Source organism: Ruegeria sp. N4 (genome assembly GCF_056531425.1).
Genome location: NZ_JBQFLT010000006.1, coordinates 173,149 through 196,535, shown reverse-complemented (window position 1 = coordinate 196,535; position 23,387 = coordinate 173,149). Strand labels below are relative to the sequence as shown.

The 23,387-nt window shown below is 59.7% G+C and carries 21 protein-coding genes; 13 read left to right on the top strand and 8 right to left on the bottom strand.

Annotated features, from left to right (window positions below; all coding sequences use genetic code 11):
* The first annotated feature begins 107 nt into the window (after positions 1–107).
* Positions 108–1,193 (top strand): LacI family DNA-binding transcriptional regulator, encoded by a 1,086-nt coding sequence (locus tag ACR0LW_RS11645; protein WP_480882745.1) that lies wholly within the window; start codon positions 108–110, stop codon positions 1,191–1,193.
* The gene (locus ACR0LW_RS11640; protein WP_480882743.1) at positions 1,190–1,969 is read left to right on the top strand and encodes an oxidoreductase; all 780 of its coding nucleotides are present in this window, start codon (positions 1,190–1,192) and stop codon (positions 1,967–1,969) included. Before ACR0LW_RS11645 ends, ACR0LW_RS11640 begins: the two co-directional genes overlap by 4 nt.
* A gap of 1 nt (position 1,970) precedes the next feature.
* On the opposite strand, the gene ACR0LW_RS11635 is transcribed toward ACR0LW_RS11640, so the two are convergent.
* Positions 1,971–3,005 carry a LacI family DNA-binding transcriptional regulator gene (locus ACR0LW_RS11635; protein ID WP_170451838.1) on the bottom strand — a complete coding sequence of 345 codons (1,035 nt, stop codon included), beginning with the start codon at positions 3,003–3,005 and terminating at the stop codon, positions 1,971–1,973.
* Positions 3,006–3,200: 195 nt separating this feature from the next.
* On the opposite strand from ACR0LW_RS11635, the gene ACR0LW_RS11630 reads away from it, so the two are divergent.
* The 9 genes from ACR0LW_RS11630 to ACR0LW_RS11590 all read left to right on the top strand — a co-directional run bounded on the left by ACR0LW_RS11630 (position 3,201) and on the right by ACR0LW_RS11590 (position 12,786).
* The gene (locus ACR0LW_RS11630) at positions 3,201–3,929 is read left to right on the top strand and encodes an SDR family NAD(P)-dependent oxidoreductase (RefSeq protein ID WP_480581940.1); all 729 of its coding nucleotides are present in this window, start codon (positions 3,201–3,203) and stop codon (positions 3,927–3,929) included.
* Between the two features lie 11 nt (positions 3,930–3,940).
* Positions 3,941–5,095: a Gfo/Idh/MocA family protein gene (locus tag ACR0LW_RS11625; protein ID WP_480882741.1), complete on the top strand. Its 1,155-nt coding sequence runs from the start codon at positions 3,941–3,943 to the stop codon at positions 5,093–5,095.
* 10 nt (positions 5,096–5,105) lie between these two features.
* The gene (locus tag ACR0LW_RS11620; RefSeq protein ID WP_480882739.1) at positions 5,106–6,020 is read left to right on the top strand and encodes a sugar phosphate isomerase/epimerase family protein; all 915 of its coding nucleotides are present in this window, start codon (positions 5,106–5,108) and stop codon (positions 6,018–6,020) included.
* Between the two features lie 53 nt (positions 6,021–6,073).
* Complete coding sequence (locus tag ACR0LW_RS11615) at positions 6,074–7,102, top strand: ABC transporter substrate-binding protein (protein ID WP_170451830.1); 1,029 nt, start codon at positions 6,074–6,076, stop codon at positions 7,100–7,102.
* Between the two features lie 75 nt (positions 7,103–7,177).
* Positions 7,178–8,662 (top strand): sugar ABC transporter ATP-binding protein, encoded by a 1,485-nt coding sequence (locus ACR0LW_RS11610; protein ID WP_480882738.1) that lies wholly within the window; start codon positions 7,178–7,180, stop codon positions 8,660–8,662.
* Positions 8,659–9,597 (top strand): ABC transporter permease, encoded by a 939-nt coding sequence (locus ACR0LW_RS11605; RefSeq protein ID WP_480882737.1) that lies wholly within the window; start codon positions 8,659–8,661, stop codon positions 9,595–9,597. Before ACR0LW_RS11610 ends, ACR0LW_RS11605 begins: the two co-directional genes overlap by 4 nt.
* Complete coding sequence (locus ACR0LW_RS11600; protein ID WP_480882736.1) at positions 9,594–10,601, top strand: ABC transporter permease; 1,008 nt, start codon at positions 9,594–9,596, stop codon at positions 10,599–10,601. Before ACR0LW_RS11605 ends, ACR0LW_RS11600 begins: the two co-directional genes overlap by 4 nt.
* 14 nt (positions 10,602–10,615) lie before the next feature.
* A complete protein-coding gene (locus ACR0LW_RS11595) occupies positions 10,616–11,686 on the top strand; it encodes a Gfo/Idh/MocA family protein (RefSeq protein ID WP_170517436.1) in 1,071 nt (356 codons plus the stop codon).
* Positions 11,683–12,786 carry a Gfo/Idh/MocA family protein gene (locus ACR0LW_RS11590; protein WP_170734410.1) on the top strand — a complete coding sequence of 368 codons (1,104 nt, stop codon included), beginning with the start codon at positions 11,683–11,685 and terminating at the stop codon, positions 12,784–12,786. Before ACR0LW_RS11595 ends, ACR0LW_RS11590 begins: the two co-directional genes overlap by 4 nt.
* Positions 12,787–12,832: 46 nt before the next feature.
* Here ACR0LW_RS11590 and ACR0LW_RS11585 read toward each other — a convergent pair whose 3' ends face one another.
* On the bottom strand, positions 12,833–13,714 hold the full coding sequence (locus tag ACR0LW_RS11585) for a LysR family transcriptional regulator (RefSeq protein ID WP_480882735.1): 882 nt from the start codon (positions 13,712–13,714) through the stop codon (positions 12,833–12,835).
* Between the two features lie 113 nt (positions 13,715–13,827).
* On the opposite strand from ACR0LW_RS11585, the gene acdA reads away from it, so the two are divergent.
* Entirely contained in the window at positions 13,828–15,048 is a 1,221-nt protein-coding gene (gene acdA, locus ACR0LW_RS11580; RefSeq protein ID WP_480882734.1) for a 3-sulfinopropanoyl-CoA desulfinase, read from the top strand.
* A 46-nt stretch (positions 15,049–15,094) separates the two neighbouring features.
* Here acdA and ACR0LW_RS11575 read toward each other — a convergent pair whose 3' ends face one another.
* The 6 genes from ACR0LW_RS11575 to ACR0LW_RS11550 form a co-directional block, all read right to left on the bottom strand.
* A complete protein-coding gene (locus tag ACR0LW_RS11575) occupies positions 15,095–16,108 on the bottom strand; it encodes a D-cysteine desulfhydrase family protein (protein ID WP_480882733.1) in 1,014 nt (337 codons plus the stop codon).
* A gap of 19 nt (positions 16,109–16,127) precedes the next feature.
* Entirely contained in the window at positions 16,128–16,865 is a 738-nt protein-coding gene (locus ACR0LW_RS11570; protein WP_480882732.1) for a TSUP family transporter, read from the bottom strand.
* Between the two features lie 88 nt (positions 16,866–16,953).
* Entirely contained in the window at positions 16,954–17,694 is a 741-nt protein-coding gene (locus tag ACR0LW_RS11565) for an aspartate/glutamate racemase family protein (protein WP_480882731.1), read from the bottom strand.
* Positions 17,695–17,737: 43 nt separating this feature from the next.
* On the bottom strand, positions 17,738–18,976 hold the full coding sequence (locus ACR0LW_RS11560; protein ID WP_480882730.1) for an NAD(P)/FAD-dependent oxidoreductase: 1,239 nt from the start codon (positions 18,974–18,976) through the stop codon (positions 17,738–17,740).
* Between the two features lie 4 nt (positions 18,977–18,980).
* A complete protein-coding gene (locus ACR0LW_RS11555) occupies positions 18,981–21,194 on the bottom strand; it encodes a TRAP transporter permease (RefSeq protein WP_480882729.1) in 2,214 nt (737 codons plus the stop codon).
* 81 nt (positions 21,195–21,275) lie between these two features.
* The gene (locus ACR0LW_RS11550; protein ID WP_170451802.1) at positions 21,276–22,283 is read right to left on the bottom strand and encodes a TAXI family TRAP transporter solute-binding subunit; all 1,008 of its coding nucleotides are present in this window, start codon (positions 22,281–22,283) and stop codon (positions 21,276–21,278) included.
* A gap of 128 nt (positions 22,284–22,411) precedes the next feature.
* Here ACR0LW_RS11550 and ACR0LW_RS11545 point away from each other — a divergent pair, with 128 nt between their 5' ends.
* Positions 22,412–23,374 carry a LysR family transcriptional regulator gene (locus ACR0LW_RS11545; RefSeq protein ID WP_480882728.1) on the top strand — a complete coding sequence of 321 codons (963 nt, stop codon included), beginning with the start codon at positions 22,412–22,414 and terminating at the stop codon, positions 23,372–23,374.
* Positions 23,375–23,387 lie beyond the last annotated feature (13 nt).

Here is a 23,387-nt window from a genome sequence, read left to right as displayed (position 1 = left end):
TTTTAGGGTCATATCGCGCTAGGGCACAGCAGAGGCGTAATTTAGAAAAACAACACCGCCAAATTGATGTAATTTGATGCCTCAAAACAAGACGAGCGGCTTTTATCGTGCCAGTATGGTCCGCGACAAAGCAATCGATTGAGGTCTTTAAGGGCATGATGCGCGCCACAATTGCCGACATATCCAAACGGGCCGGGGTCTCGACGGCGACCGTGGACCGGGCGCTGAACGGGCGCAAGGGCGTCAGCGCCGCCAACCGGCAGCGTGTGATGCGGGCGGCCCGGCTTTTGGGGTATCTCCCGTCCGAGGGTATTCTGGCGCTGCCTTCGCGACCTGCGCGTCTGAGCTTTCTCATCCCGACTGGCGGCAATACGTTCCTGCAGGATATGGCCGGGGCCATCACGCGGTTCGCGGACGCTCAGCCCTTGGTCGAAAGTTGCAGAATACATGTCCTGGACGGCATCGGCCCAGACCCGCTGATCGAGGCTTTGGACAACCTGCCGCCAGACACCGACGGGATCGGTGTCGTGGCAACAGACGACCCGCGCAGCCGGGATGCCCTGCGCCGGATGTGTGAATCCGGTATTCGTGTGGTCACTTTAGCCTCGGATGTGCTGGCAACGCCGCGCTCAGGGTATGTCGGTGTTAACAACATGGTCGCCGGGCGCACGGCGGCTCAGATACTGGGTATGTCCGCCAGCGACCGCACCGGAGATGTCGCGGTTTTCTTTGGAACGCATGCGTATCACGGACACAGCGAGCGGGAATTGGGGTTTCGGTCCTGCCTGTCCGCGTATTGCCCGACGCTTACCGCTTTGCCATCAGTCGAGACCGGTGAGAATGGAGAGCGTTTGTATCGCGAATTGACACGGCTTTATCGTTCCGGCGCGCGTCTGGTTGGGGTCTATTGCGTGGGGGCGGGGCGGAAGGGTCTGGTGCAGGCGCTTGAAACCATCCCACAAGCCGAACGGCCCCTTGTCGTCATGCACGACCTGACAGAGGACACGCGGCGCTGGTTGGCCGAAGGGTTGATCCATGCGGTGATCGACCAGAACGCTCATCTTATCGGGGAACAAGCTGTCATTCGCCTGCTTGGGGCAATTGCGTCGGGGCCTGTCCAATTGCCGATGGAGCATATCGAGCCGAGGATCATTCTAAGGGAAAATATTCCAGCCGGTCGGGTGTCGGCATGAGTATCCGGCTGCAAGATATGGCGCTTGTCGTCACCGGAGCCGCCAAAGGCATCGGCCGGGCGATCGCATGCCGGGCCGCTGCGCAGGGCGTTCGTCAGATTTTGGCGACGGACAGAGATCAGGCCGGTCTTCTAAGCCTTGCAGATGAATTGTCGGGCGTTGCCCGGACCCAGACCTTTGTCGCGGATCTTGCCGAAGCTGGCGCTTGTGCGGATGTTGCAGCAGCGGCGCGGGCCGCTTTTGGTCGGATTGATGGCCTTGTGAATGCTGCGGGACTTACGAACCGTGCCAGTTTTCTTGACGGAAAAGCGCAGGATTTCGACAAGATTTTCTCAGTCAACGCCCGCGCGCCTTTTCTGCTGATGGGGGAAGCGATCCGGGACATGCAAGCGCGTGGGTCTGGCGGAGGGATCATGAACATTCAATCCATGAATGCCCATTGCGGCGCGGCGGATCTGGCAATCTATGCGGCGTCGAAAGGGGCGTTGCAGACATTGACCAAGAATGCGGCCAACGCGCATCTGCACGATGGTATTCGCGTAAACGGGATCAATCTGGGTTGGGCGCTGACTGAGTCCGAGCATGAAACGCAAACCGGTGCTTTGGGCCAAGCGCAGGATTGGGCAGAGCAGGCAGGGCAGGGGCTTCCGCTGGGCCGGTTGCTGATGCCCGACGAAGCGGCTCGGTTGGCCGTATTCCTTCTAAGCCCTGACTCTTTCCCGATGACCGGGGTATGCGTCGATCTGGAACAGTCGGTTCTGGGCGCGCCGCGCTAGGTTACCTACCGCCTGTTTTGGGCGGCGCGGTGCTGGCCCGTTCGATCAGTTCAACAGGAACCGGGGCTTCCGGTTCATTTGCGCCAAGCCCCGACGAGAGCCGACCAAGCAGCAGTTTTGCGGCCCGTTGACCCAAAAAGTGCCGGTTCTGACGGATCGTGGTCAGTGCGGGCACATAGTATTCCGACATCTCAATATCGTCGAAACCCACAACAGACATGTCCTCGGGCACCCGAACACCACCAGCCTGAAGCCCGGCGATCAGCCCAAATGCCACCATATCGGCCGAGCAGAATACAGCTGTGGGCCTGTCCTCCATCGCCAGAATGCGCGCGGCGGCCTCGTGTCCGGATTCGAGCGAGAAATCACCGCGGATGATCCACTCGGTCGGGGCAGGTAGGCCAAGACGTGCGCGCTCAGACACCATACCCTCCCGACGTGCGCTTGTCAGAACATTGCCCTGCGGCCCGGTGACATGAGCGATTTTTTCGTGGCCGAGGCCGTGCAGATGGCGGATTGCCAGCCGGGCCCCCTCGACATTGTCGCTTTTGACCACTGGAAAAGACTGGTCTTCGACCCATTCGCACAGGAACACGATTTTATCTCGGGCTCCGGCCTGAATGCACCTGTTCAGCACTGTATCCGACAACTGACCATCCAGCGAAATCGCGCCGTCTATACGCCCGTCCAGAAAATACTCGGCCAGAGTAGAATCGTGGATCGGATTGCTTTCCGTATCCGTAATCAGAACTGCATAACCGGTGCCGGAAAACGCCTCGCTGATGCCCGCCAGAATGCCGGAATAGAAGGGCTTGCCCAAATTCGGGACAAGGACCAGAACCGCATTCGCGCGCTGCATCCTGAGGTTTCTGGCCGCCTGGTTTGCCCTGTATCCCGTGCTCTGGATCGCCTGCATGACCGCATCTTTGGTGGATTTCTTGACAACATCAGGGTTGGACAGAACCCGGCTGACGGTGGCCGTGGACACCCTTGCTGCGCGGGCGACATCTTGGATGGTTGCGGGTTTCTGGATCATGGGTCCTGGTTGCAAAGTGAGATTTCGGTTGACTCGAATCCCTGACGCTGTCGATTATGTAATCGATTTCAAGGATTGAAAAGGGCGAATTTCTGCAAATGTAATCGTTTGCAGGTTCATAATTCGCAATCGGGGGAATGTAATGATCCGTGCTGCCAAAGCTGGCAACAACGACCTGTGGACCGAGGTGGCGATTTGACTGCCGCGGCTCGGTTCGACTTCTCCGGCGCGCAGGTCGCCGTGATCGGTGCCAGCCGGGGTGGCATTGGGGCGGCCATTGCCCGCGCTTTCAACGACGCCGGTGCCGAGGTCGAAATCACAGGGGCCGAGCCAGAGTGCCTTCCTGAGGATGCCGCCCGGTTCCCCTATACCCAGCTCGACGTCGTGGACACTGACGCGGTCGAAGCATTTGGCCGCAACCGCCTTGAATTGGATGTGCTGGTGAATTGCGCAGCGATCACGCGGCGGGGCGAGGAAATGGAGCCTGGATTCTTCAACCATGTGCTGGATGTGAATCTGGTCGGAACGATGCGATGCGCGCGGGCGTTGCATACCGCGCTTCTGGCCCGAAAGGGTCGGGTGATCAATATCGCGTCGATGTATGCCCGCTTTGGATCACCGCAAAACCCGGCCTATGGCTCGTCCAAAGCGGGGGTCGAGCAATTGACCAAATCCCTGGCGGTCGCATGGGCCGCAGACGGTATTCGCGTGAACGCCATCGCGCCGGGGTTCATCGTGACCGAACAATCCGCAAGGGCCAGACAGGATCCGAAATTCGTCGACGCAGTCGAGGCGCGAACGCCGATGTCCCGATGGGGAATGCCCGCCGATATTGTCGGCGCGGCGTTGTTCCTGGCCTCGGACGCAGCCGCATTTGTAACCGGCATCTGCATGCCCGTGGACGGAGGATACTCGGTTGTCTGAAGGAGGTGATAATGTCTGATGTCTCGGCCATCCGGGCCGCAGTGATTGGAACCGGCTTCATCGGAACGGTTCATGTGCAGGCCCTGCGCCGTCTTGGAGTGCAGGTTGTTGGCGTGCTCGGGTCGTCAGCGGAACGGGGATCGGCGCGGGCTGCTGAGATTGGTGTCCATCAAGCGTATCCTTCGTTGGAGGTCTTGCTGGCAGATGACAGTGTTGATGTGGTCCACGTCACGTCCCCGAACCACGCCCATTTCCCGCAGGTCATGGCGATCCTGAAAGCCGGAAAGCACGTGATCTGTGAAAAGCCACTGGCAATGACCAGCGCGCAATCGGCTGAGATGGTGGAGATGGCCGCCGCGTCGGGGAAGGTTTGCGCGGTATGTTACAACATCCGCTTTTACCCCCTGAACCAGCAAGCCCATGGAATGGTCGCTCAGGGAGAGTTGGGGCGCATCCGCTTTGTGACCGGCCACTATCATCAGGACTGGCTGGCAAAGCCAACGGACTGGAACTGGCGGTTGCAGGCTGACAAAGGGGGCGTGTTGCGCTCGGTCGGGGATATCGGGACGCATTGGGTTGATCTGACGAGTTTTGTCACAGGGCTGAAAGCTAAATCCGTATTTGCCGACCTGACGACCTTTCTGCCCGAACGGCAGCGGCCGACCGGCCCGGTTGAAACATTCTCCAGCGCCGAAGGGACAACCGAAACTGTGGCCGTCGATACCGATGATGCCTCGGCGATCATGATCCGGTACGAGGACGGCGCGAAGGGCGTAATGACCACCTCTCAGATCAATATCGGGCGCAAGAACTCATTGGTTTGGGATATTGCAGGTAGCGCGGCCAGTGCGGCGTGGAACAGCGAAACGCCGGATCACCTGTTCATCGGGCATCGCGACGACGCCAATCAGATATTGATGCGGGATTTTACGCTGATGAATGCCACGGGCACCCGCGCCGCGACCTTGCCGCCCGGTCATGTCGAAGGGTTTGCGGACAGTTTCTTCAACTTCTTCCGTGCCGTTTACACTGACGTCTGCGCAGGCAAGCGCGGGCCGGACAGCACCTGGGCGACGTTTGAGGACGGCCATTATGAAATGCGGTTCTGCGATGCCGTGGTGAAATCGGCCCGCGAAGATCGCTGGGTCGATCTGGACGAGGTTTAAGGGGGGCAACATGAAACTGGGACTGCTGACCGCGCCATTTGAAGATACGGACCTGATGGACGTTGCCACATGGGCGTCTGGCAACGGGTTTTCAGCGCTCGAGATCGCATGCTGGCCGTCCTCCGGCGGTGAAAAGCGGCGCTATGCGGGCACGAGCCACATCAATGTCGATGGGCTGACGGCCGCGCAGGGCAAGGAGATCGTGGATGCGCTGACCGGAATGGGTATCGAAATCTCGGGCCTTGGATATTACCCCAACCCTTTGCATGCGGACACGTCGCACCGGGACGAGGTGATCGAACACCTGAAAAAGGTAATTTCTACCGCAGGCACGATGGGCCTGTCGGTGGTCAACACCTTTGTCGGCGGCGACAGAACCCTGAATGTGGACCAGAACTGGGCGCGGGCGCAGCAGATCATCTCACCCATCGTCGATCATGCCCGGGGGCAGGGTGTTCGCCTGTGCTTTGAAAACTGCCCGATGATCTTCAGCTATGATGAATGGCCCGGCGGTCATAACATCGCCTATTCGCCGAAGATCTGGCGCAGGATTTTCGAGGAATGGGGCGAGGATGTCGGGATGAATTTCGACCCGTCCCACCTGATCTGGCAGTTCATCGATCAGACCCGGTTCATCAAGGAATTCGGCCCCAATATCGCGCATGTCCACGCCAAAGACCTGATGGTGGATCACGACGGGCTTTATGAACACGGGATCATGTCGGCGGGCATGGGGTGGCAGGTGCCACGCCTTTGCGGTCTGGGCGATGTCGACTGGTCCGACTTTTTCTCGGGCCTATACCGGGTCGGATACGATGGTCCCGTCATCATCGAGCATGAGGACAGGCTGTTTGAAGGGACCGACGAAAAGGTAAAGCGCGGGTTCTTGCTGGCACGCGACGTGCTGCAACCGTTCATCAAATAGAAGGGCGAAAAGCCCCGGACATATCACTGAGTGTTCAAATGGGAGGTACTACAATGAAAAAGCTACTTACAGGTGCGGCGGCCATAGCTGTTGCTGCGGCGTTCACACCGGCGGCGTTTGCTGCCGATTACACGATCGGTGTGTCCAACACCGTGCAGGGCAACGGCTGGCGCGAACAGATGATCTGCGCCATGCGGGCTCAGGCCCTGGTCGAAGAGGATGTGTCGAACCTGATCGTGGCGCATCGCAACACGGATTCAGCCGGACAGTTGGAGGATATCAACAACCTGATCGAAGCGGGTGTGGATGCGATTGTTCTGAACCCGTCAAACCCGGACGCGTTGAATTCGGCGCTGGATGCGGCGATGGAGAAGGGCATTGTCGTGGTCGCCGTGGATGCGGGCGTGACGGCGGATGGCGCGTACATCCTGTCGAACAATCAGGAAGAATACGCTTATCTGGGCGCGAAATGGCTGTTCGAGCAATTGGGCGGCTCGGGTGACGTCGTCTATATGCGCGGCATCGCGGGGGTGTCTGCCGATACCGACCGCGACAACGGGTTCAAGCGTGCCTTGGCCGAATATGACGGCATCAATGTGGTGCACGAGGTGTTTACCGGCTGGCAGCAGGATCAGGGCAAACAGCAGATGTTTGACTTTCTGGCCACGGGCATTCCGTTCAACGGTGTGTGGACCAGCGGAATTGACAACGTGATCGTAGATGCCTTTGTGGAATCCGGCGCGCCGTTGGTGCCGATTGTCGGCGCGGACAATGCCGGGTTCGTGCAGTACCTGACCGAAGTTGACGGTCTGCAAGGGGCCGCGGTGACCAATCCCGGATCTGTTGGCGGTGCAGGGATCGCTCTGGCTGTCGATATTCTGAACGGCAACGCGCCTGACGACAAAACCGTTCTGGTGGACCCGGTGCTCTGGGAAAACGCCACGGATGACGGCGTTGCAACCATCACTGCGGCGCAAAACCCCAACCTTGATCCCGAATGGCCCGTTTCGGTCACGGTTCCCGGTTGGACGGACTATTCGATGGAACAGATCATCGAATGCAAAGGGCCGGGCGACAGCTAAAAGCGGTCTGGCCTTGTGTGAATTCCCCCTGCCCGGATCGGGCAGGGGGCAACCAAGTTGGAATAGTGGGCACCGATGACCGAAACACACCTTCTCGACGCGTCCGGGATTGCCAAGAACTTTGGTGCTGTCCGTGCTTTGACCGATGCCAATCTGAGCGTCTCCAAGGGCGAGGTGGTCGCCCTGATGGGGGCAAACGGCGCCGGGAAATCCACCTTCGTGAAAATCATCACCGGCGCCTTGAGGCCGGATAGCGGCAAGGTGCTGATCCGGGGACAGGTGGCCCGCGTTGGCAGCCCGGCAGAGGCGCGCAAATCGGGCCTTGTTCCGGTTTATCAGGAACCCTCACTAATCCCCGATCTGGATGTGGCCGATAACCTTCGGCTGACCGATACACCGCTTGCGCCGTTCAGGCATTGGGTCAGTGAGCTTGGGATTGAACAGCTGAACCTCTCGGACCTGATCGCAGACCTGCCGCTTGCCACTTTGCGTATTCTGGACCTCGCGCGCGCCTTGGCGTCCGAGCCGGATGTGGTTTTGCTGGATGAGATGACAGCCGCGCTGCCAACCGATCTGGTTGAGCGGGTTCTGACGGTTGTGCGCGAGCAGGCAAATCAGGGCATGGGCGTCATCTACGTGTCGCACCGGTTCAGCGAAATCTCTGAGCTGTGCGACCGGGCCTCGGTTCTGCGCGACGGGATGACTGTTGGTGATCTGAGGATTGAGCCGGGCGTCGAAGAACGGGCCGTGGAACTGATGTTGGGTCAGAAACTGGACCTTGGGGATCGCGAAAACAACGGCGCGTGTTCTGTCGCGCAAGGCAATCCGCGCCTGTCTGTTCGAAACTTGGCGATTGCGCCGAAGGTGTCGAATATCTCGTTCGACCTTCATCCGGGCGAGGTGCTTGGCGTTGTCGCGCTTGAAGGGCAGGGGCAGGATGAGATGTTCGACTGTTTGGCTGGCTTTCTGCCTCCGACTGCCGGGGTGATCGAGGTGAACGGATCGCAGGTTGGGTTCAGGCACCCTGCCGATGCGATCTCGGCCGGGTTGACCTTTGTACCGGGTGACCGGGCCGATGCGCTGCTGGCGCAACGATCGGTCAAAGAGAACATCGCCCTGCCGTTCTCGGCGCGCCTGCGGGATTGGGGCCAACTGAACCTGCGGCAAGAGCGTGAGCGGGTCGATTACGCCATCGAGAAGCTACAGATCGATACACGCGCGCAGGGTGAGGTGCAGCGCCTGTCAGGCGGGAACCAGCAGAAGGTGACCATTGGCAGATGGCTCGCCACAGGGGTCGAGACGCTGTTGCTGTTTGATCCGACGCGCGGGATCGATGTGCGGACCAAACGCCAGATTTACCCTCTGGTGCGCGAACTGGCGCAAAACGGTGCCTCGGTCCTGTTCTATACCTCGGAACTAGAGGAGGTGCCGCTGGCCTGCGATCGCGCGCTGGTCATTTTCAATGGCCGTGTTGTGGACGTCATCGACGCCAAAGACGCAGATGAACAAACCCTGCTGCGCGCGGCTTATGGGCTAACTGAAAACGAGAGCGCAGCGTGACCAAGACCCTGCGCAAACACTCCTGGCTTCTGGGTCTTGTCGCGTTGCTGCTGGTTTTGCTGGCCGTCACCAAACTCATACAGCCCTCTTTTGGTGCGTCCGGGCTGGAAAGTGTTGCCCGCGCCGCATTGCCCTTTGCTTTCGCAACGGCGGGCATGGCGGTGGTGGTGATCGTCGGCGGGATCGATCTGTCAGTTGCATCGATGATGGCGGTGTGCGCCGTCTCCGCCGCTGTGCTGATGGAGCGGATGTCCGGACTACCGGCCATCGTGATCGTGCTTGGCATCGGATTGGCGATGGGGCTGATCAACGGAGCGCTCATCGTTCTGACCCGAGTGCCTGATATCGTGGTCACGCTGGCGATGCTTTTTGTCTGGGAAGGCGTCGCGCTCTTGATCCTGGAAACGCCGGGCGGGTCAACCACCGATTGGGTCCAGCAGAGCATTCGCGGCAGTGTCATTCCCGGAATACCCAGCGCCTTGGCCATCATGGTCGGATGCATTGCGGTGGTATGGCTGCCCCTTCGGCGATCCAAGCTTGGTATCTCGATCTATGCAACCGGATCAGACGAACGCGCTGCCTTTCGATCGGGGGTGTTCGTCGGGCGCGTCAAAATCGCAGCTTACGGAATTTGTGGGCTTTTCTGTGCTTTCGGCGGGCTCAGCCTTGCGGCGCTGACTGGCATTGGTGAGCCGGTGCCCGGACCCTATTTGTTGGCCTCGGTCGCCGCTGTTGTTTTGGGCGGCGTGGTTCTGGGGGGCGGGCGCGGCGGGCTGCTTGGGCCGATTGTCGCTGTGTTCATCCTGCGCATCGTGCGCACGATCCTGACATTTCTGGCCGTGGACCCCAATGTCACGACAATCATCGAAGGGACGATCATGGTGGCCGTCGTATTGCTTGGCACCGCAGCCACCGCGCGAGGAGCAAGACGATGAGCATGGCCGTGAATGACCCACCCGTCGTCCGCTTTGGACGGTATCTGCGGGATAATCCTGTGATACCGCTTTTGATCTTTCTGGTCTTGCTGATCGCTGTGCTGGAGTTCATGCGGCCCGGTATTGTCACGCCGTTCAGGGCGGGGCGCGACGGGGTGATCTCGACCTTCTGGGTCGGTAACCTGATCAAGTTTGCAATACCGCTTGCGATGCTGGCCGCTTGTCAGGTGTTGACGATGCTGACCGCCGGGATCGACCTGTCGGCGGGCATTGTCGCAACCGTCGCGGCCTTTGTCTGCGCCACCCTGACCTCGATCTGGGGCGTGACGCCTGCGTTGCTGGTCGCCTTGACCTCCGGTCTGGTTGTCGGGGTCGTCAACGGCCTTGGCGTCGGGTTGGTGCGGGTGCATCCGTTGATCATGACCCTTGGAACCGGCCTGATCGCCACGGGCTGTCTGCAGGTCTATCAGCGGATGGTGATCAATGCCGGGTCCGAGATCCCGGCCTTTCTGGCGTGGCTTGGAACCGGGCGTACCTTGTCCATGCCCAACGGGTTGTTTCTGTTCATACCCTTCGCCTTGTTCATCTTCTGGCTGATGCGGTTCACCGGCTTTGGCAGGTTGCTGTTCGCGCTGGGCTCGAACGAAAACGCGGCCAAGCTCTCGGGCGTGAAATCCTGGCAGGTCTATCTGGCGCTCTACGCGTTGTCGGGGGTGATCGCGGCGGTCGCGGGGTTGCTGTATCTTGGTATGATCCGGCAAACCTCGCTAAGCCTTGCCAATCCGCTGCTGTTGCCCTCGGTCGCGGCTGCGGTGATTGGCGGAACCTCGATCTTTGGCGGGCGTGGCAGTTTTGCGGGTGCCATTGTGGGCGCTTTGATCATCAGGGTTCTGGATACAATGCTGACGCTGATGCAAATGCCCGAAGGCGCAAGAACGGCGCTGTTCGGCCTGATCATCCTGGCGGTGACGGCCATCTATGTCAGGATCACGGGAAACCGGTAAAGCGGAGGACGCCCATGTTTCGGATTGTTGGAATAAGCTTTGACCACATGCATATGGGCGATCTGCTTCGCATGGTGCATGAACACCCTGAAGCGGAAATCGCCGGTATCTATGATCCCGACAGGCAGAAAATGGCTTCGGCGGTCCAGAATTTCGATATTCCGCCAGACCGGGTTTTTACCGATTTCGATGCCTGCATGGCCGCGGGAACCTATGACATGGCCGTTTTATGCGTCGCCACGGCAGACCACGCCGATTACACTGAAAAACTGGCAGCGCATGGCGTGCATGTCTTCGTCGAAAAACCATTCGCTGCGTCCTCGGATGACGCGCGCCGCATGATCGCGGCCATGGACGGGACCGGGAAACAACTGATCATCAACTGGCCTTTGCGGTGGGTGGAAAGCCACGTTACCGCCAAGCGCCTGATCGATGAAGGACTGATCGGCGAGTTGCGAGAGGTGCATTTCTACGACGGCAATCGCGGCCCGCTTTTTCACCTTGCCGACAAGGTCGAGGTCAGCCCGGAAGAGGTTGAACAGGAAAAGCCAACCTCTTGGTGGTACAAGAAATCCTCGGGCGGCGGGTCGTTGCTGGACTACCTCGGATACGGCGCGACACTGGGGACGTGGTACATGGACGGGGAAGCCCCGATTGAGGTGACATGCACCGTCGACGAAACACCCGGTATCGAAGTCGATCAACATGCCATTGCTGTCTGCCGCTATGCGTGCGGTTTGTCCAAGATGGAAACCCGTTGGGGAACGTTTACTGATCCGTGGACCACTCAGCCGCAGCCTACCTGTGGGTTTGTCTTTGTCGGCACGGATGGAACAATCTCGTCGCCCGACTATGCCGACCACGTGACCGTCCAAACCCGCGCCCGGCCAGAGCGGCATGAAATCCCTGCTGATCCGCTGCCCAAAGGCCAGACAAACGCAATCGAGTACGTTCTGGGCTGCATCAGCCGCGGCGAAGCGGTGGCCGGTCCGCTGAATCCGCAATTGTGCCTGACGGCGCAGAGGATCGTGGACACAGCCGTTCAATCCGCCGCCGAAAAACGCACATTGGAACTGCTGCCATGAGCGACGATGCCGCCGACACAGACACCTACGCGCTGAAATCCAAGGACTTGCCGCAGATCAACGCGCCCGAGGTCGATTACCTTCCACCAAACCCCCGAACCTATCGCCCTCGGATCGGCATGATCGGAACGGGAGGTATTTCGAACAGCCATCTGGATGCATACCGCACTGCGGGTTGGGATGTCGTGGCGCTATGGAACCGAAGCCGTGCAAAAGCGGAAGGCAAAGCGGCAGAGTTCTTTCCTGATGCCCGCATTGTTGAACGCTATCAAGACCTTTTGGAAGACCGCGAAATAGACATCATCGACATAACTCTGCCCACCGACATACGTGCGCCAGTAATCGAGGCTGCTCTGAATGCGGGAAAGCATGTTCTAAGCCAGAAACCCTTTGTATCCGATCTGACAACCGGAAAAACGCTGGTAGAACTGGCCGACAAACAAGGCGTGAAGCTTGCGGTTAACCAGAATGGACGATGGTCGCCGCACATGGCCTGGATGCGCGAAGCGTGTCGCGCTGGGCATATCGGAGATGTCCAGTCCGTCCACACCTCCATTCACTGGAACCATGGTTGGACCGCAGGCACGCCGTTCGACGAAATCGAGGATTTGATCCTGTATGACTTCGGGATTCACTGGTTCGATTTCGTGTCTTCTATTGTTGGCAACCGGGCGAAATCGGTGTTCGCCAGCGCCTCTCACGCGCGGGGGCAGGATAACAAGGTGCCGTTATTGGCGCAGGCCGTGGTCAGTCTGGAACAGGGGCAGGCCAGTCTGGTTTTCGACGGCAGCACGCAACACGGGCCACTGGACACGACCTATATCTCCGGCACCAAGGGAAGCATATCCTCAACCGGAGCAGACCTAGGGCAGCAAACGATCACCCTGACGACTGCAGATGGGTATAGCCGGCCCCCGTTGCAGGGCGCCTGGTTCAATGACGGGTTTCAAGGCGCAATGGGCGAGTTGCTTTGCGCCATCGAAGAAGATCGCTCACCGGACAATTCCGCCCGGAGCAATCTGAAATCTCTGGCGCTGACATTTGCTGCAATCAAATCCCAGCGCAGCGGCCAACCTGTCGAGTTTGAACCGCCGATGTAACCATCAGGGTGCACCTATCCCTCGATTTGAGGGGAAATCGACGGGACTATGTGACACCATCGTTCGAAGTGCGGCCCAGCGAGGATGCCAGTTCGCTCCGGTACCGGTCCAGAACGCTGTCGCGCAACGTGACAAGAACCAGTTTGCGCTGCATCGTGGCTTTGGCATCCAGCACAACCAGGTCCGGCGCGCGGTAGCGTTCGACGTCAGGGACAGGCAGCAGCGTAAAGCCTAACCCGGCCGAGACGCATTCCATGATGGCCTCAAGATTATCCAGTACGACGGTCCTGGACTGAGCAGGGCGTTCATGGCTGACCATCACCCGCGCGATCAGCTTCCCGATCCCGGTATCCGGCATGAAGTGGAAGAACACGCCTTCGGACAACAAACTGGGCAAACCTTGATCGAGAAGGTCTTTGCGGGCTGCAAATACAAATGGCTCCTGCCGCAAAACTTCGGATGCCAGTTGGCTGGGCAGACCATCTGCGTCGGTGATGATCGCCGCATCCAGCAGCCCGGAGACCACCTTTTGCTGCAAGCTGGCAGACAAACCGGTTTCGAACTCGAACGAGGCCTGCGGCAATTCCCGACTGGCGGTCTGAAGAAATCCGGGCAGCAGGCGCACCGCCGCCGTGGTGACAAACCCCAAGCGAAACTTGCCTGCCAGCCCTCCGCCTTGTCGGCATATCTCGATCAGATTGTCTTCGTGCCGCAGCAAAGGAACCGCCTCTTCGACGATTGCGCGCGCAACTGGCGTAAGGCGCGGTGGTCTGACCGAGCGGTCGAATAGCTCGGTGCCCAAGGCTTCTTCCAATGATTTCATCTGCATAGACAGCGCAGGTAACGTCATTCCAAGCTGTTCAGCCGCGTCGCTGAAAGACTGAACGTGAGAGATCTTAACAAGACTTTTTAGTGAACGGGTCTGCATAAATTCAGTGTACCTGAATTAGATGTCAAATTTAAGTTCGTTTTGCTGAATTACTGCATCTGTTACCCTTGCATTATCACGCATTCGTGAAGTGCCACACAGGAGTCCCAGCGATGACTCATCGATTTGTCGAAGCAGCCAAAGACCTCGCGCCCGTGTTCGACGCGCGGGCCGCCCATTGGGACAAAACCCGCAGCTATTGCTGGAGCAATGTCACCGCCCTGACAGAGGCCGGGATCATGGGAATGACGATCCCAACGGCGTTTGGCGGTCAGGGGGCAAGTTTCCTCGACGTCGTGGAAGTGGTCGAAGAGATCGCAAAAGTGTGCACGTTGACCGCCCGCGTTGTGGTCGAGGCCAATATGGGCGGCATCAGTGCGGTCATGGCCTACGGGAGCGAACAGCAAAAGGCGTTCTGTGCGTCTCATGTTCTGGCAGGGGACAAACCGGCGATTTGTATTACCGAGCCGGACGCAGGCAGTGCGGCGACCGATATGCAGACAACGGCCCGGAAACTGGGCGGCACCTATGTCATAAATGGCCGGAAACATTGGATCACGGGTGGCGGCGTTTCAAAGCTGCACCTGATTTTTGCCCGTGTGTTCGATGAGGCGGGCGATGAGCTGGGCATCGGTGGCTTTATTGTGTTTGCCGATCCGATGAACGCGGACTTGCCTGAGGGGTTTGAGATCACTGGCCGCGAAAACACCCTGGGTCTATGTGGTATGCCCGAGGCGGAGTTGAAGTTCTCCAATCTCAAGGTGCATGAGGATTGGCTTTTGAAGCCCCCCTCCGGGTTAAGGCGCGGGTTCGCCGATTTGATGCAGGCGTATAATTCGCAAAGGGTTGGTGCGGGCACGATTGCGATGGGCGTGGCAGCCGGAGCGTTGGAACGGGCGAAACGCTATCTGCTGGACCGCCGGCAATTCGGACGACCCCTGGCAGAGTTTCAGGGGCTGCAATGGATGGTGGCTGACATGGACATGCAGGTCCACGCGGCGCGTCTGATGTTGCAAGACGCTGCGAGACCACGGGCCGGTGCCCAAGGCCAGTTTCCAGATATGGTCAAAGCGGCGCGGGCGAAACTCTTCGCGTCGGAAATGGCGATCAAGGTCGTGAACGATGCGCTACAGATGTTCGGAGCGCGCGGCTATAGCGACCGCGAGCCGCTGGAGCGCATGTACCGGGATGTCCGGATGTTCACGATCGGCGGCGGAACCGCGCAGATTTTGCGCAATCAGATCGCCAGCTCTGCTTTGGGCATCAAATGCCCGCAAACGCGCGATGGGTATCTGGAACAGGACCTCTCGATGCAAAACCTCGCCGCCGAATAAGGCTTGTGATGTATTAAACCACGCGCTGCGGATCCAAATGGCCGCGTCAGTCGTGTGCGGGGCCGAGTTCGTTCTGATAGCCGAACAGGGCAGGCAGCCCTCCGGTATGGATCATCACCACCTTTTGCCCTGGCTTGATCTGTTGTTGTTCGACCAGATCAATCAGTCCTGCAAAAGTCTTGGCCGTATAGACGGGGTCGAGGAACACCCCCTCGGTCTGCGCCATCAGGTCCAGCGCGGCACGGGATTTTGGCCCCAGCCTGCCATAGCCAGGGGCCAGCGCGGTGTCCGATGTTCGGACGTCGCCCGCCACACTTGCCGGATCAATGCCCAGAAGGTCCGACAGCAGTTCAAGGACCGTCACCAACCGGTCCTGTTGCAGCGTGCTGTTTCGGCGAACGCAGATGCCATAAACCGGCGCGGACACGCCGCTGGTTCTGATGCCCGTCAGCAACCCGCCATGGGTCGCACCACTGCCGGAAGGGACAATAACAGCGTCAAAATCCTGTATTTGCTGGCACAACTCCTGTCCGGCGGCAACATAGCCTAGCGCGCCCAATGGCGGATGATGCAGGCCCAGATGGATGACATAGGGTTTGCGCCCCTGCGCCCGCAGTTCCTCGGCCCGGGCGTGCAGGGCGGCGTCTGCCCCGGCTTCGTCTTCACCAACGGGATAGCGCATGTGTTCGGCCCCAAGGATCTGGGCCAGCAACACGTTGCCGGATTGATAATAATCCGGGCCCATATCCGGAACACGCTCTTCCAGTTGCAGGACGGATGTCATGCCAAGCCGCGCCGCCGCTGCCGCGGCCGAGCGGACATAGTTGGACTGAACCGCCCCGGTAATCAGAACAGTATCCGCGCCCTGTGCCTGAGCGTCGCCAAAGTAGAACTCAAGCTGCCGGGTTTTGTTGCCGCCAAAACCTAGCCCGGTCAGGTCATCGCGTTTCAGCCAGAGGTCGATCCCCAGCTTTTCCGACATCCGGCCCAGACGCTCAACCGGCGTCGCACCGGTCATGAAGCGGACCCTTGGAAATTTTGAGAGAAGATCCTGTGTCATCGGGTTCGACCTGTAAAGTTCATGCGACAAGATACGTGCGTTGGAAAAGAACATAGCAGGCCAAAAGCGAGATGGCCCGGATCGCGGTACTGACAAGGGGTTGGGGCAGGCGCGATCTGACCACGCGTCCGACCAGACTGCCGAGAATTGCGATGGCCACGAAAGCCCACAGCCGGGGGCCGAATGGTATCGATTGCGAGTCGGAAAGGCCATGCAGCAGAAACGCCGCGCCATAGGCGACCAGCGCGATGGGTTGTACCAGCAGGACCACCGCCCGGGCCTCAAAACCCCGTGCGATCAGCCCGAACACCATCAATGGCCCGGGTGTCGCCGCCCAGACGGTCGCCAAACCGGATAGCCCGGACACGGCAGCAAAGCCGGTCGCGCCAATTGCGTTCCGCATCGGAAGCAGGGTCGTGACAACGCCGATCAGCAACAGCAATCCGGTCAGGGCCAGCACGAAGGCCTCGCTGAGCCATGGATAGACCATCAAACCCGCAACCACGCCGATCAGGCAGCCGAAAATCGCCGTTGTGATTGTGCGTCGTTCAGCCGTGACGATGCGCCAGTCCGTGGCGACCACCGAAACGATTGTGTTAAGCAGCAACAGCGCTGGAACCGCCGTTGCCGTCCCCAGCAGGATCATCATGGGCGGACCGGCCAGAATGCTAAACCCGATGCCGATGCCAACCTGAAGCAACGCGCCCAGAAATACGGCGATCATCAACAGGGACAGTTCCAGAGAAACCTCAAACACCTTTTGCCACGCTCATCGCCTTATCGATCCACGTTAACGTCTAGTTCGGAGGCGGTCCAAAAGCGAGCGTCAGGGTAGCAACGAATGATTAAGCCCAAGGCATAACGCCAGAATACGCAGATCGCACCGAAACCGCGTGCGCCATCTGCGCCAGCGTCGTCAGGTCAAAGACCGGCAGCTTCAGCGCGTCCTGTATTTGCGCGGCGTAGGGCGGCAAGTCGGTGCACTCCAGCACCACAGACCGGATACCCGGCGTTTCGCGTTGCAGGTCACGGGCGGCTTGCAGAACTTCGGCCTCGATCAGGTCGGTATCCATGCGTGTCCGCGTGTTCCGCAGGATCACTTGGGCAAATTCTTCGGTGTCTTGCAGCCCTTTTACGGCGACGGGGATGTTTGCGGCTCCGACGCCTTCGAAATGGCGGAGCGTCAGGGCCCGGGCATCTGCGGTCAACACGCCAACAGGCGCTTTGGCCCCGGTCATGTGGAACGCCAGCGGCACTTGTATCAGGCTTGAGGCAAACACGGGGACCGAGACGCAGGCGGCCAGTTCCTTTTGAAACAAGGCAAGGAACCCACAACTGCCGGTGATTGCGCGCACGCCTTCGGCCTCGAGCCGCTGTGCGCCTTTGATGAACGGGTCCAACAATTCGGGTCTGGGGTCATTCAACAGGTCCGGCACGGTGACGCCGTCGATCATTTCATAAAGCACAGGAAAGGGCAGGCTGGACGGATTCTTGATATGGCCGGGCGGCTTGGGGAAATAGCTTTCCAGACACAGCACGCCAATGGACGCGCCGCAGATATTTTGTCCGCCATTGTAAACCGGCATGGGTGTTCCTTTCTGTAGTCAAGCGGCGGCGCGGGCAGGGTGCTTAAAACCGCCCCAGTGAATACGGATCGAGATCGATGTTGAGCCGCCGACCGGACAAAAGATCGGCCACCAGCTCTCCGGTCTTTGGGGCCATCATCAATCCGTAATGCGAATGCCCGAAGGCGGCATAGATGCCCGATTTGCCGTTCACCTGGCCAATGGCCGGAAGGCTGTCGGGAAAGGACGGACGCCGCCCCATCCAAAACCGCGCACCCTGCGGGTTCAGGTCCGGCATCATCGCCTGCGCCTGTTGGGTCAGCAGTGCCTTTTTGCGCGGGTCCGGGGGGGCGTCGATCTGGGCAAACTCGGCCGTTCCCGCAACCCTCAGGCCGTCCTGCATGGAACTGGCAACAATCTTTGCGTCCACGTCCATCACCGAATGGTTGAGCGTGCTGTGGGCGTCCGGAAACTCGATATGATACCCGCGCTCGGCCACCAGCGGTAGCTTGATGCCCAACGGTTTCAGCAGGTCTGCCGACCACACCCCTGCGGCCATGACGATGTGGCGGACTTGTATCGTTTCGCCCGAGGTCGTCAGGTCCCAGCGCCCATCAGGGGCCTGCGAGATTGCCTTGATTTCGGTTCTGACAAACTCGGCACCCTGAGTGCGGGCTTTCTCGGCCAGCACCCCGCCAATGCGGCCCGGAGACAGCGCCCGCGCCTGTCCCTTGATCAACACGGCGGCTTTGAAATCCCGCGACAAGGCCGGTTCAATACGCCGAAGCTCGGCCCCGTCGACCCGCTCGATCTGCCCGCCTTTTTCCTTGCGGATACGATAATCCAGACCGTTCAAGTTGGCATCTTCCGCGCGGCGAAACGCATGCACATAGTAGCTGTCGGCGATCAGGTCTTCGTGGCCTGTTCCATTCAGATGCCTGCGGTAGAGGTCGATTGACGGGCGGCACAGCAGTTCCATCGCCTCTGACGTGCTGCGCACTTTGCTTTCGGTCGAATTGCCAAGAAACCGCAGGCCCCAAGGGATCATCTTTGGCCAGAAACTCGGGCGCACTGACAAGGCGCTTTTGGGGTTCAGCAGCATCCGGGGCAGTTGCTTCCACACCCCGGGCATGGCCTGAGGGATGATCGACCAGGGCGAGACCACGCCCGCATTCCCGAACGAGGTCTCCTGCCCCGGTTCCCCCCGGTCGATCAGGCGCACCGGAATGCCGCGTTCCTGAAGCGAAAGGGCGCAACAAATGCCGACGATCCCTGCGCCGATGATGGTCACCTGTTCTGTCATCGCATCAGGCCGGGGAATGGCTGCGGTTGCGCGCGATCAGTTGGGTGACGATGACCGGAGCGGCCACGGCCAGCGCGATCAGATCGGCGGTCAGGCTTGGCGCGACAAAGATCACCCCGGCGATGGCCATCAGGATGCGTGACACCATGTTCAACGGCTTAAGCCAATAGCCCACCACCGCCGCCGACAGGGCCACGACCCCGGCGATGCAACTGGTTGCGGTATAGCTGAACTCCCACAGATTGAACCCGGTCGAGGACACGAACAGCAGGACCGGCGCATAGACGAATGCCATGGGCGCGATGACCTTGCCCAGCCCAAGGGTGAAAGCCGACAATCCGGTTCGGAACGGGTTCGAGTTGGCAATCGCCGCCGCCGCATAGGCGGATGTGCAGACAGGCGGCGTGATCTCGGACACTACGCCGTAATACAGCACGAACAGGTGGCTGGCGATCGGCGGGACGCCAAGCTGGGCCAGCGCGGGCTGCGCGACCGAGACCAGCATGATGTAAAGCGCGGTGGTCGGGATGCCTGCGCCCATCAGGATGCAAACGATGGCAATGAATACCAGCGAGATGAACAATTGCAGGTCTTCCATGGCAAACAGCTGGAAACTGCCGAACGAGATCATGTTGTAGAGATCCGCCGCCAAATTGCCCGCGCCCTGCGTCACCATGAAACCAATGCGGAAACCGATGCCGGTGGTGTTGATCACACCCACCACGATGCCGACAGCGGCAGCGGCGGCCCCCACGGCCAGCGAGTATTTCACGCCCAGTTCGACCGCGGCCAGCATCTCGGGCACTTCGATCCGTTTCTGGGGGTTGAGGGTCGCGATCAGCGACAGGCCACACAGAATGGCCGTCATGGTCAGGTCGAACCCGCCATCCGAGAATTTCCATAGCACAAAGGCCAGAAACGCCGCCGCGTAAATCAGTGTCGGAGGGTGTCTTAGACGCGACATGCCCGCAATCACCGCCAGCGATATGCCGCAGAAGGCGGACATGAACGGGGTGTAGCCCGTAAACAGCACGACCAGCAGACCGATCAGCGGCACGATATTGGCCCAGCCCTCGGCCCAGACGGCCTTGAGCTGAGGCAGTTGCTCTTTCGCCAAGCCTTTCAGGTTCAGCTTGCGCGCCATCAGGTGCACCACGGCAAAGACGCCGACATAATGCAGGATCGCCGGGAAGATCGCGGCGATGACGATGGTGGTATAGGGGACCTCTAGGAACTCGGCCATGATGAAGGCAGCGGCCCCCATGATCGGCGGGGTAATCTGACCCCCGGCCGAGGACGCGGCCTCGACCCCGCCCGCAAAATGGCCGGGGTATCCAAGGCGCTTCATGTTGGGAATGGTCAGCGCGCCGGTTGACACGGTGTTGGCCACCGAAGACCCCGAGATCGTGCCGAAAAACGCCGAGGATACCACCGACACCTTGGCCGGACCGCCGGTATAACGGCCCGCCAAAATCGTTGCGTTGTCGATGAAAAGCTGCCCCAATCCGGTGCGCTGTGCGATGACGCCGAACAGGACAAAGTGGAAGACGATGGTCGAAACCACCCACAGTGTGACGCCATAGATGCCTTCCTGTGGGAAATACATCGACGACACGAAGGTTTTGAAATTCACGCCGGGATGTTGCAGCAGGCCGGGGAAATACGGCCCCAGCAGCGCGTATGAGATGAAGACACAGATGATCAGCGGCAGCACCCAGCCCAGCGTGCGGCGGGCGATGTCCAGCACCAGCAGGATGATGACGACGCCAAGGAACACGTCATAGCCATTCGGGTTGCCCATGCGAAAGGTTTGTTCCTCGATCCCCAGAAAGGGGATGCCGCGCCAGGCAACGCCCACATACAGCGCGGCGACGATGCCGAACCCCATGAAAACCAGATCATAAAGGGGGATGTTGCCGATCCGAAAGCGGCTGATCTTGAGGGCATAAAGGCTTTTGGCGCCCACAATCGGGATGGTGGCGTAGACCAGAATGAACAGCAGGGCCAGATAGATACCCATATGCCAGTGATCGGCGGGCAGGCCGAAGCCTGCGGTGAAAAATTCGTAAAACGCAAAGATCAGGGCAACGACGCGCAGCACCTTGCCCATTGCGGGCGTGACCTGACGGACGGCGGCACCTTCGTCGAACTGTTCCTCGATGGCCGCCAGTTCCTCGGCTGTCAGTTCGTGGTCATCAAGTTTCTGGGTCTCGGACATGATGGCCCCCTGATTTCGCATAATTCCAGAATGCGGTGCCCCGCATAAGGGGCACCGGCGACAGGTTTCAGTCGGTTGCGATTACTGAAGCAGACCGGCTTCTTTATAGAACTTCTCGGCCCCCGGATGCAGCGGAACACCCAAAGCCTCGACACCGTCCAGCGCGGTTTCAGCCGTGATCTGCTTGCCTTTCGCGTGGCCATTGTCCAGCAGCTTGCGGGTGTTGTCGTTCCACAGCGCCTTGGTCAGGCCGTAGACCAGTTCGTCGGACAATTCCGAGGACACAACCAGCATCGCGCTGACCGCAGGGGTCTTGGTCTCACCGTCGATGCCTTCATAAACCCCACCCGGAATGGTCGAGGGGATATAGGCCGGGATGATCTCATTGATCTTGGCCATGTCTTCGTCGGTGAAGGAATGCAGGTTCATCCCCTTGGTCGAGGACAGCTGCACCATCGCGGCAACCGGCCAGCCTGCGGCGTAGAAATAGGCGTCAAGTTGACCATCGGCCAGACGCTCGGCGCTTTGGCTGTTGTTCAGCTCGGCCTCGTCCATGTTGTCGCGATTGACGCCCCAGGCGTCCAGCATCTGCAACACGGCAACCTGCGTGCCGGAACCGGCCTGCGCGATACCCACGCGCTTGCCTTCCAGATCGCTCAGATCGTTGATCGTTTGACCGGCTGGCAGCACCAGATGCAGGTCCTCGGGGAACAGGTTTGCGACGATGCGCAGGTTGGGGTGGGGCTTGCCTTCGAACTTACCCTCGCCCAGATACATCGAGCGGGTCACGTCGGCTGCGGCCAGACCGGCCTCAAGCTCGCCATTCTGGACGGCGGCGTTGTTGAACACCGACGCTGTGGTGGATTGCGCGATGGCAATCAGACCGGGCACGCCGCATTGGCCGCCTTCCTCGCAGGGGCGCGAGCCCGGAGGGGCAGAGATACCGTTTGCGATGGTGCCGCCAATGGGGAAATAGGTTCCACCGGCCCCGCCGGTGCCGATACGGAAAAAGGTCGGATCCTGCGCCAGCGCTGGGGCGGCCAGCGCGCCAGCCAAAGCCAGACCTGTCAGGCATTTCACGAGTTTCATCGTCGTCTCCGTTGTTGGTTCGTGGGATTCGGTTTGACCGAACCTCGATCCCAAAAGCGTAAAGACAAATGGCATAAATACAAATTTGTTATATTTCACAAAACTAAAGTTTGGCTTATACGACAGGAATGAACCTGACGCAGCTCACAGTCTTTCGCGAGGTGATGGAAACCGGCTCCATCTCTCAGACCGCCAGAAAACTGAACCGCACCCAGCCCGCGATCAGCCTGGCCCTGAAGAACCTGGAACAAACCCTTGGCCTGACCTTGTTCGAGCGTAAGGGCAGGCGGCTGGTTCCGGTTCCCGAGGCGCACTACCTGCTGGCCGAAACCACCGGCATTCTGGACCGTCTCGCCGCAATCTCCAGCACGATGGAGGGGTTGATCAAGGGCCATTCCGGTAGCCTGAACATCGCCACGATGCCGGGGCCTTCGGCCTTTCTGTTCCCGCGTTTCATCAGCCAGTCGGTCGGAGAAAACCCGGAGATCCGCATCACGCTGTCCACCCGCAGTTCTCCCCAGATCATGGAGCTTGCCGGGACGCAGAATATCGACTTTGGCTTTGCCGATTTCGAACACGCGACTGGGAAAGAGCCGCAATATTCAGCCGAGCTGATCCGGGCCGATTGTTTCTGTGCCATTGACCGGGACAACCCGCTGGCTGCGCGCGGCAGTATCTCGATCTCGGACCTCGACGGGGTTCCGATGGGTGGGCTGCACGCAACGCACCCGTTCCAGCACAAGATTCGCAGCAAGTTTCAGGAGGTATCAGCCCGCTACAACTCGACAGTGACCTGCCAGTATTTTCTGCCCCTTATCCCGTTTGTAAGCTCGGGCCAATGCTGCACAATCGTGGACCCTTTGACCGTCGCGACGGAACAGGAACTGGGCCTGTCTGCCGGAAAGGTTGTGTTCCTGCCGTTCGCAAACCCCCTTCGGTATGAATACGCAATTCTGGAACCGGAACACCGCCCGCCGTCGCAACTGGCCCTGAAGATCAAGGCAGGTTGGAAAGCCGAAGTTATCAGAATGCTTGACGACGTGGGGGCCAAGCCAACTGCCAAAATGATTTCTGAGCAGAGTGGCGAATGAAGTCGCCAGCTTT

Excerpts from the sequence above, each read along its gene's own strand:
- ACR0LW_RS11575 (WP_480882733.1), bottom strand. The coding sequence starts at position 16,108 with ATGACACAGGATCTTCTCTCAAAATTTCCAAGGGTCCGCTTCATGACC.
- ACR0LW_RS11635 (WP_170451838.1), bottom strand. The coding sequence starts at position 3,005 with ATGATCCAGAAACCCGCAACCATCCAAGATGTCGCCCGCGCAGCAAGG.
- ACR0LW_RS11595 (WP_170517436.1), top strand. The coding sequence starts at position 10,616 with ATGTTTCGGATTGTTGGAATAAGCTTTGACCACATGCATATGGGCGAT.
- ACR0LW_RS11555 (WP_480882729.1), bottom strand. The coding sequence starts at position 21,194 with ATGTCCGAGACCCAGAAACTTGATGACCACGAACTGACAGCCGAGGAA.
- ACR0LW_RS11600 (WP_480882736.1), top strand. The coding sequence starts at position 9,594 with ATGAGCATGGCCGTGAATGACCCACCCGTCGTCCGCTTTGGACGGTAT.
- ACR0LW_RS11625 (WP_480882741.1), top strand. The coding sequence starts at position 3,941 with ATGTCTGATGTCTCGGCCATCCGGGCCGCAGTGATTGGAACCGGCTTC.
- acdA (WP_480882734.1), top strand. The coding sequence starts at position 13,828 with ATGACTCATCGATTTGTCGAAGCAGCCAAAGACCTCGCGCCCGTGTTC.
- ACR0LW_RS11550 (WP_170451802.1), bottom strand. The coding sequence starts at position 22,283 with ATGAAACTCGTGAAATGCCTGACAGGTCTGGCTTTGGCTGGCGCGCTG.
- ACR0LW_RS11615 (WP_170451830.1), top strand. The coding sequence starts at position 6,074 with ATGAAAAAGCTACTTACAGGTGCGGCGGCCATAGCTGTTGCTGCGGCG.
- ACR0LW_RS11610 (WP_480882738.1), top strand. The coding sequence starts at position 7,178 with ATGACCGAAACACACCTTCTCGACGCGTCCGGGATTGCCAAGAACTTT.
- ACR0LW_RS11545 (WP_480882728.1), top strand. The coding sequence starts at position 22,412 with ATGAACCTGACGCAGCTCACAGTCTTTCGCGAGGTGATGGAAACCGGC.
- ACR0LW_RS11585 (WP_480882735.1), bottom strand. The coding sequence starts at position 13,714 with ATGCAGACCCGTTCACTAAAAAGTCTTGTTAAGATCTCTCACGTTCAG.
- ACR0LW_RS11590 (WP_170734410.1), top strand. The coding sequence starts at position 11,683 with ATGAGCGACGATGCCGCCGACACAGACACCTACGCGCTGAAATCCAAG.
- ACR0LW_RS11560 (WP_480882730.1), bottom strand. The coding sequence starts at position 18,976 with ATGACAGAACAGGTGACCATCATCGGCGCAGGGATCGTCGGCATTTGT.
- ACR0LW_RS11620 (WP_480882739.1), top strand. The coding sequence starts at position 5,106 with ATGAAACTGGGACTGCTGACCGCGCCATTTGAAGATACGGACCTGATG.
- ACR0LW_RS11640 (WP_480882743.1), top strand. The coding sequence starts at position 1,190 with ATGAGTATCCGGCTGCAAGATATGGCGCTTGTCGTCACCGGAGCCGCC.
- ACR0LW_RS11565 (WP_480882731.1), bottom strand. The coding sequence starts at position 17,694 with ATGCCGGTTTACAATGGCGGACAAAATATCTGCGGCGCGTCCATTGGC.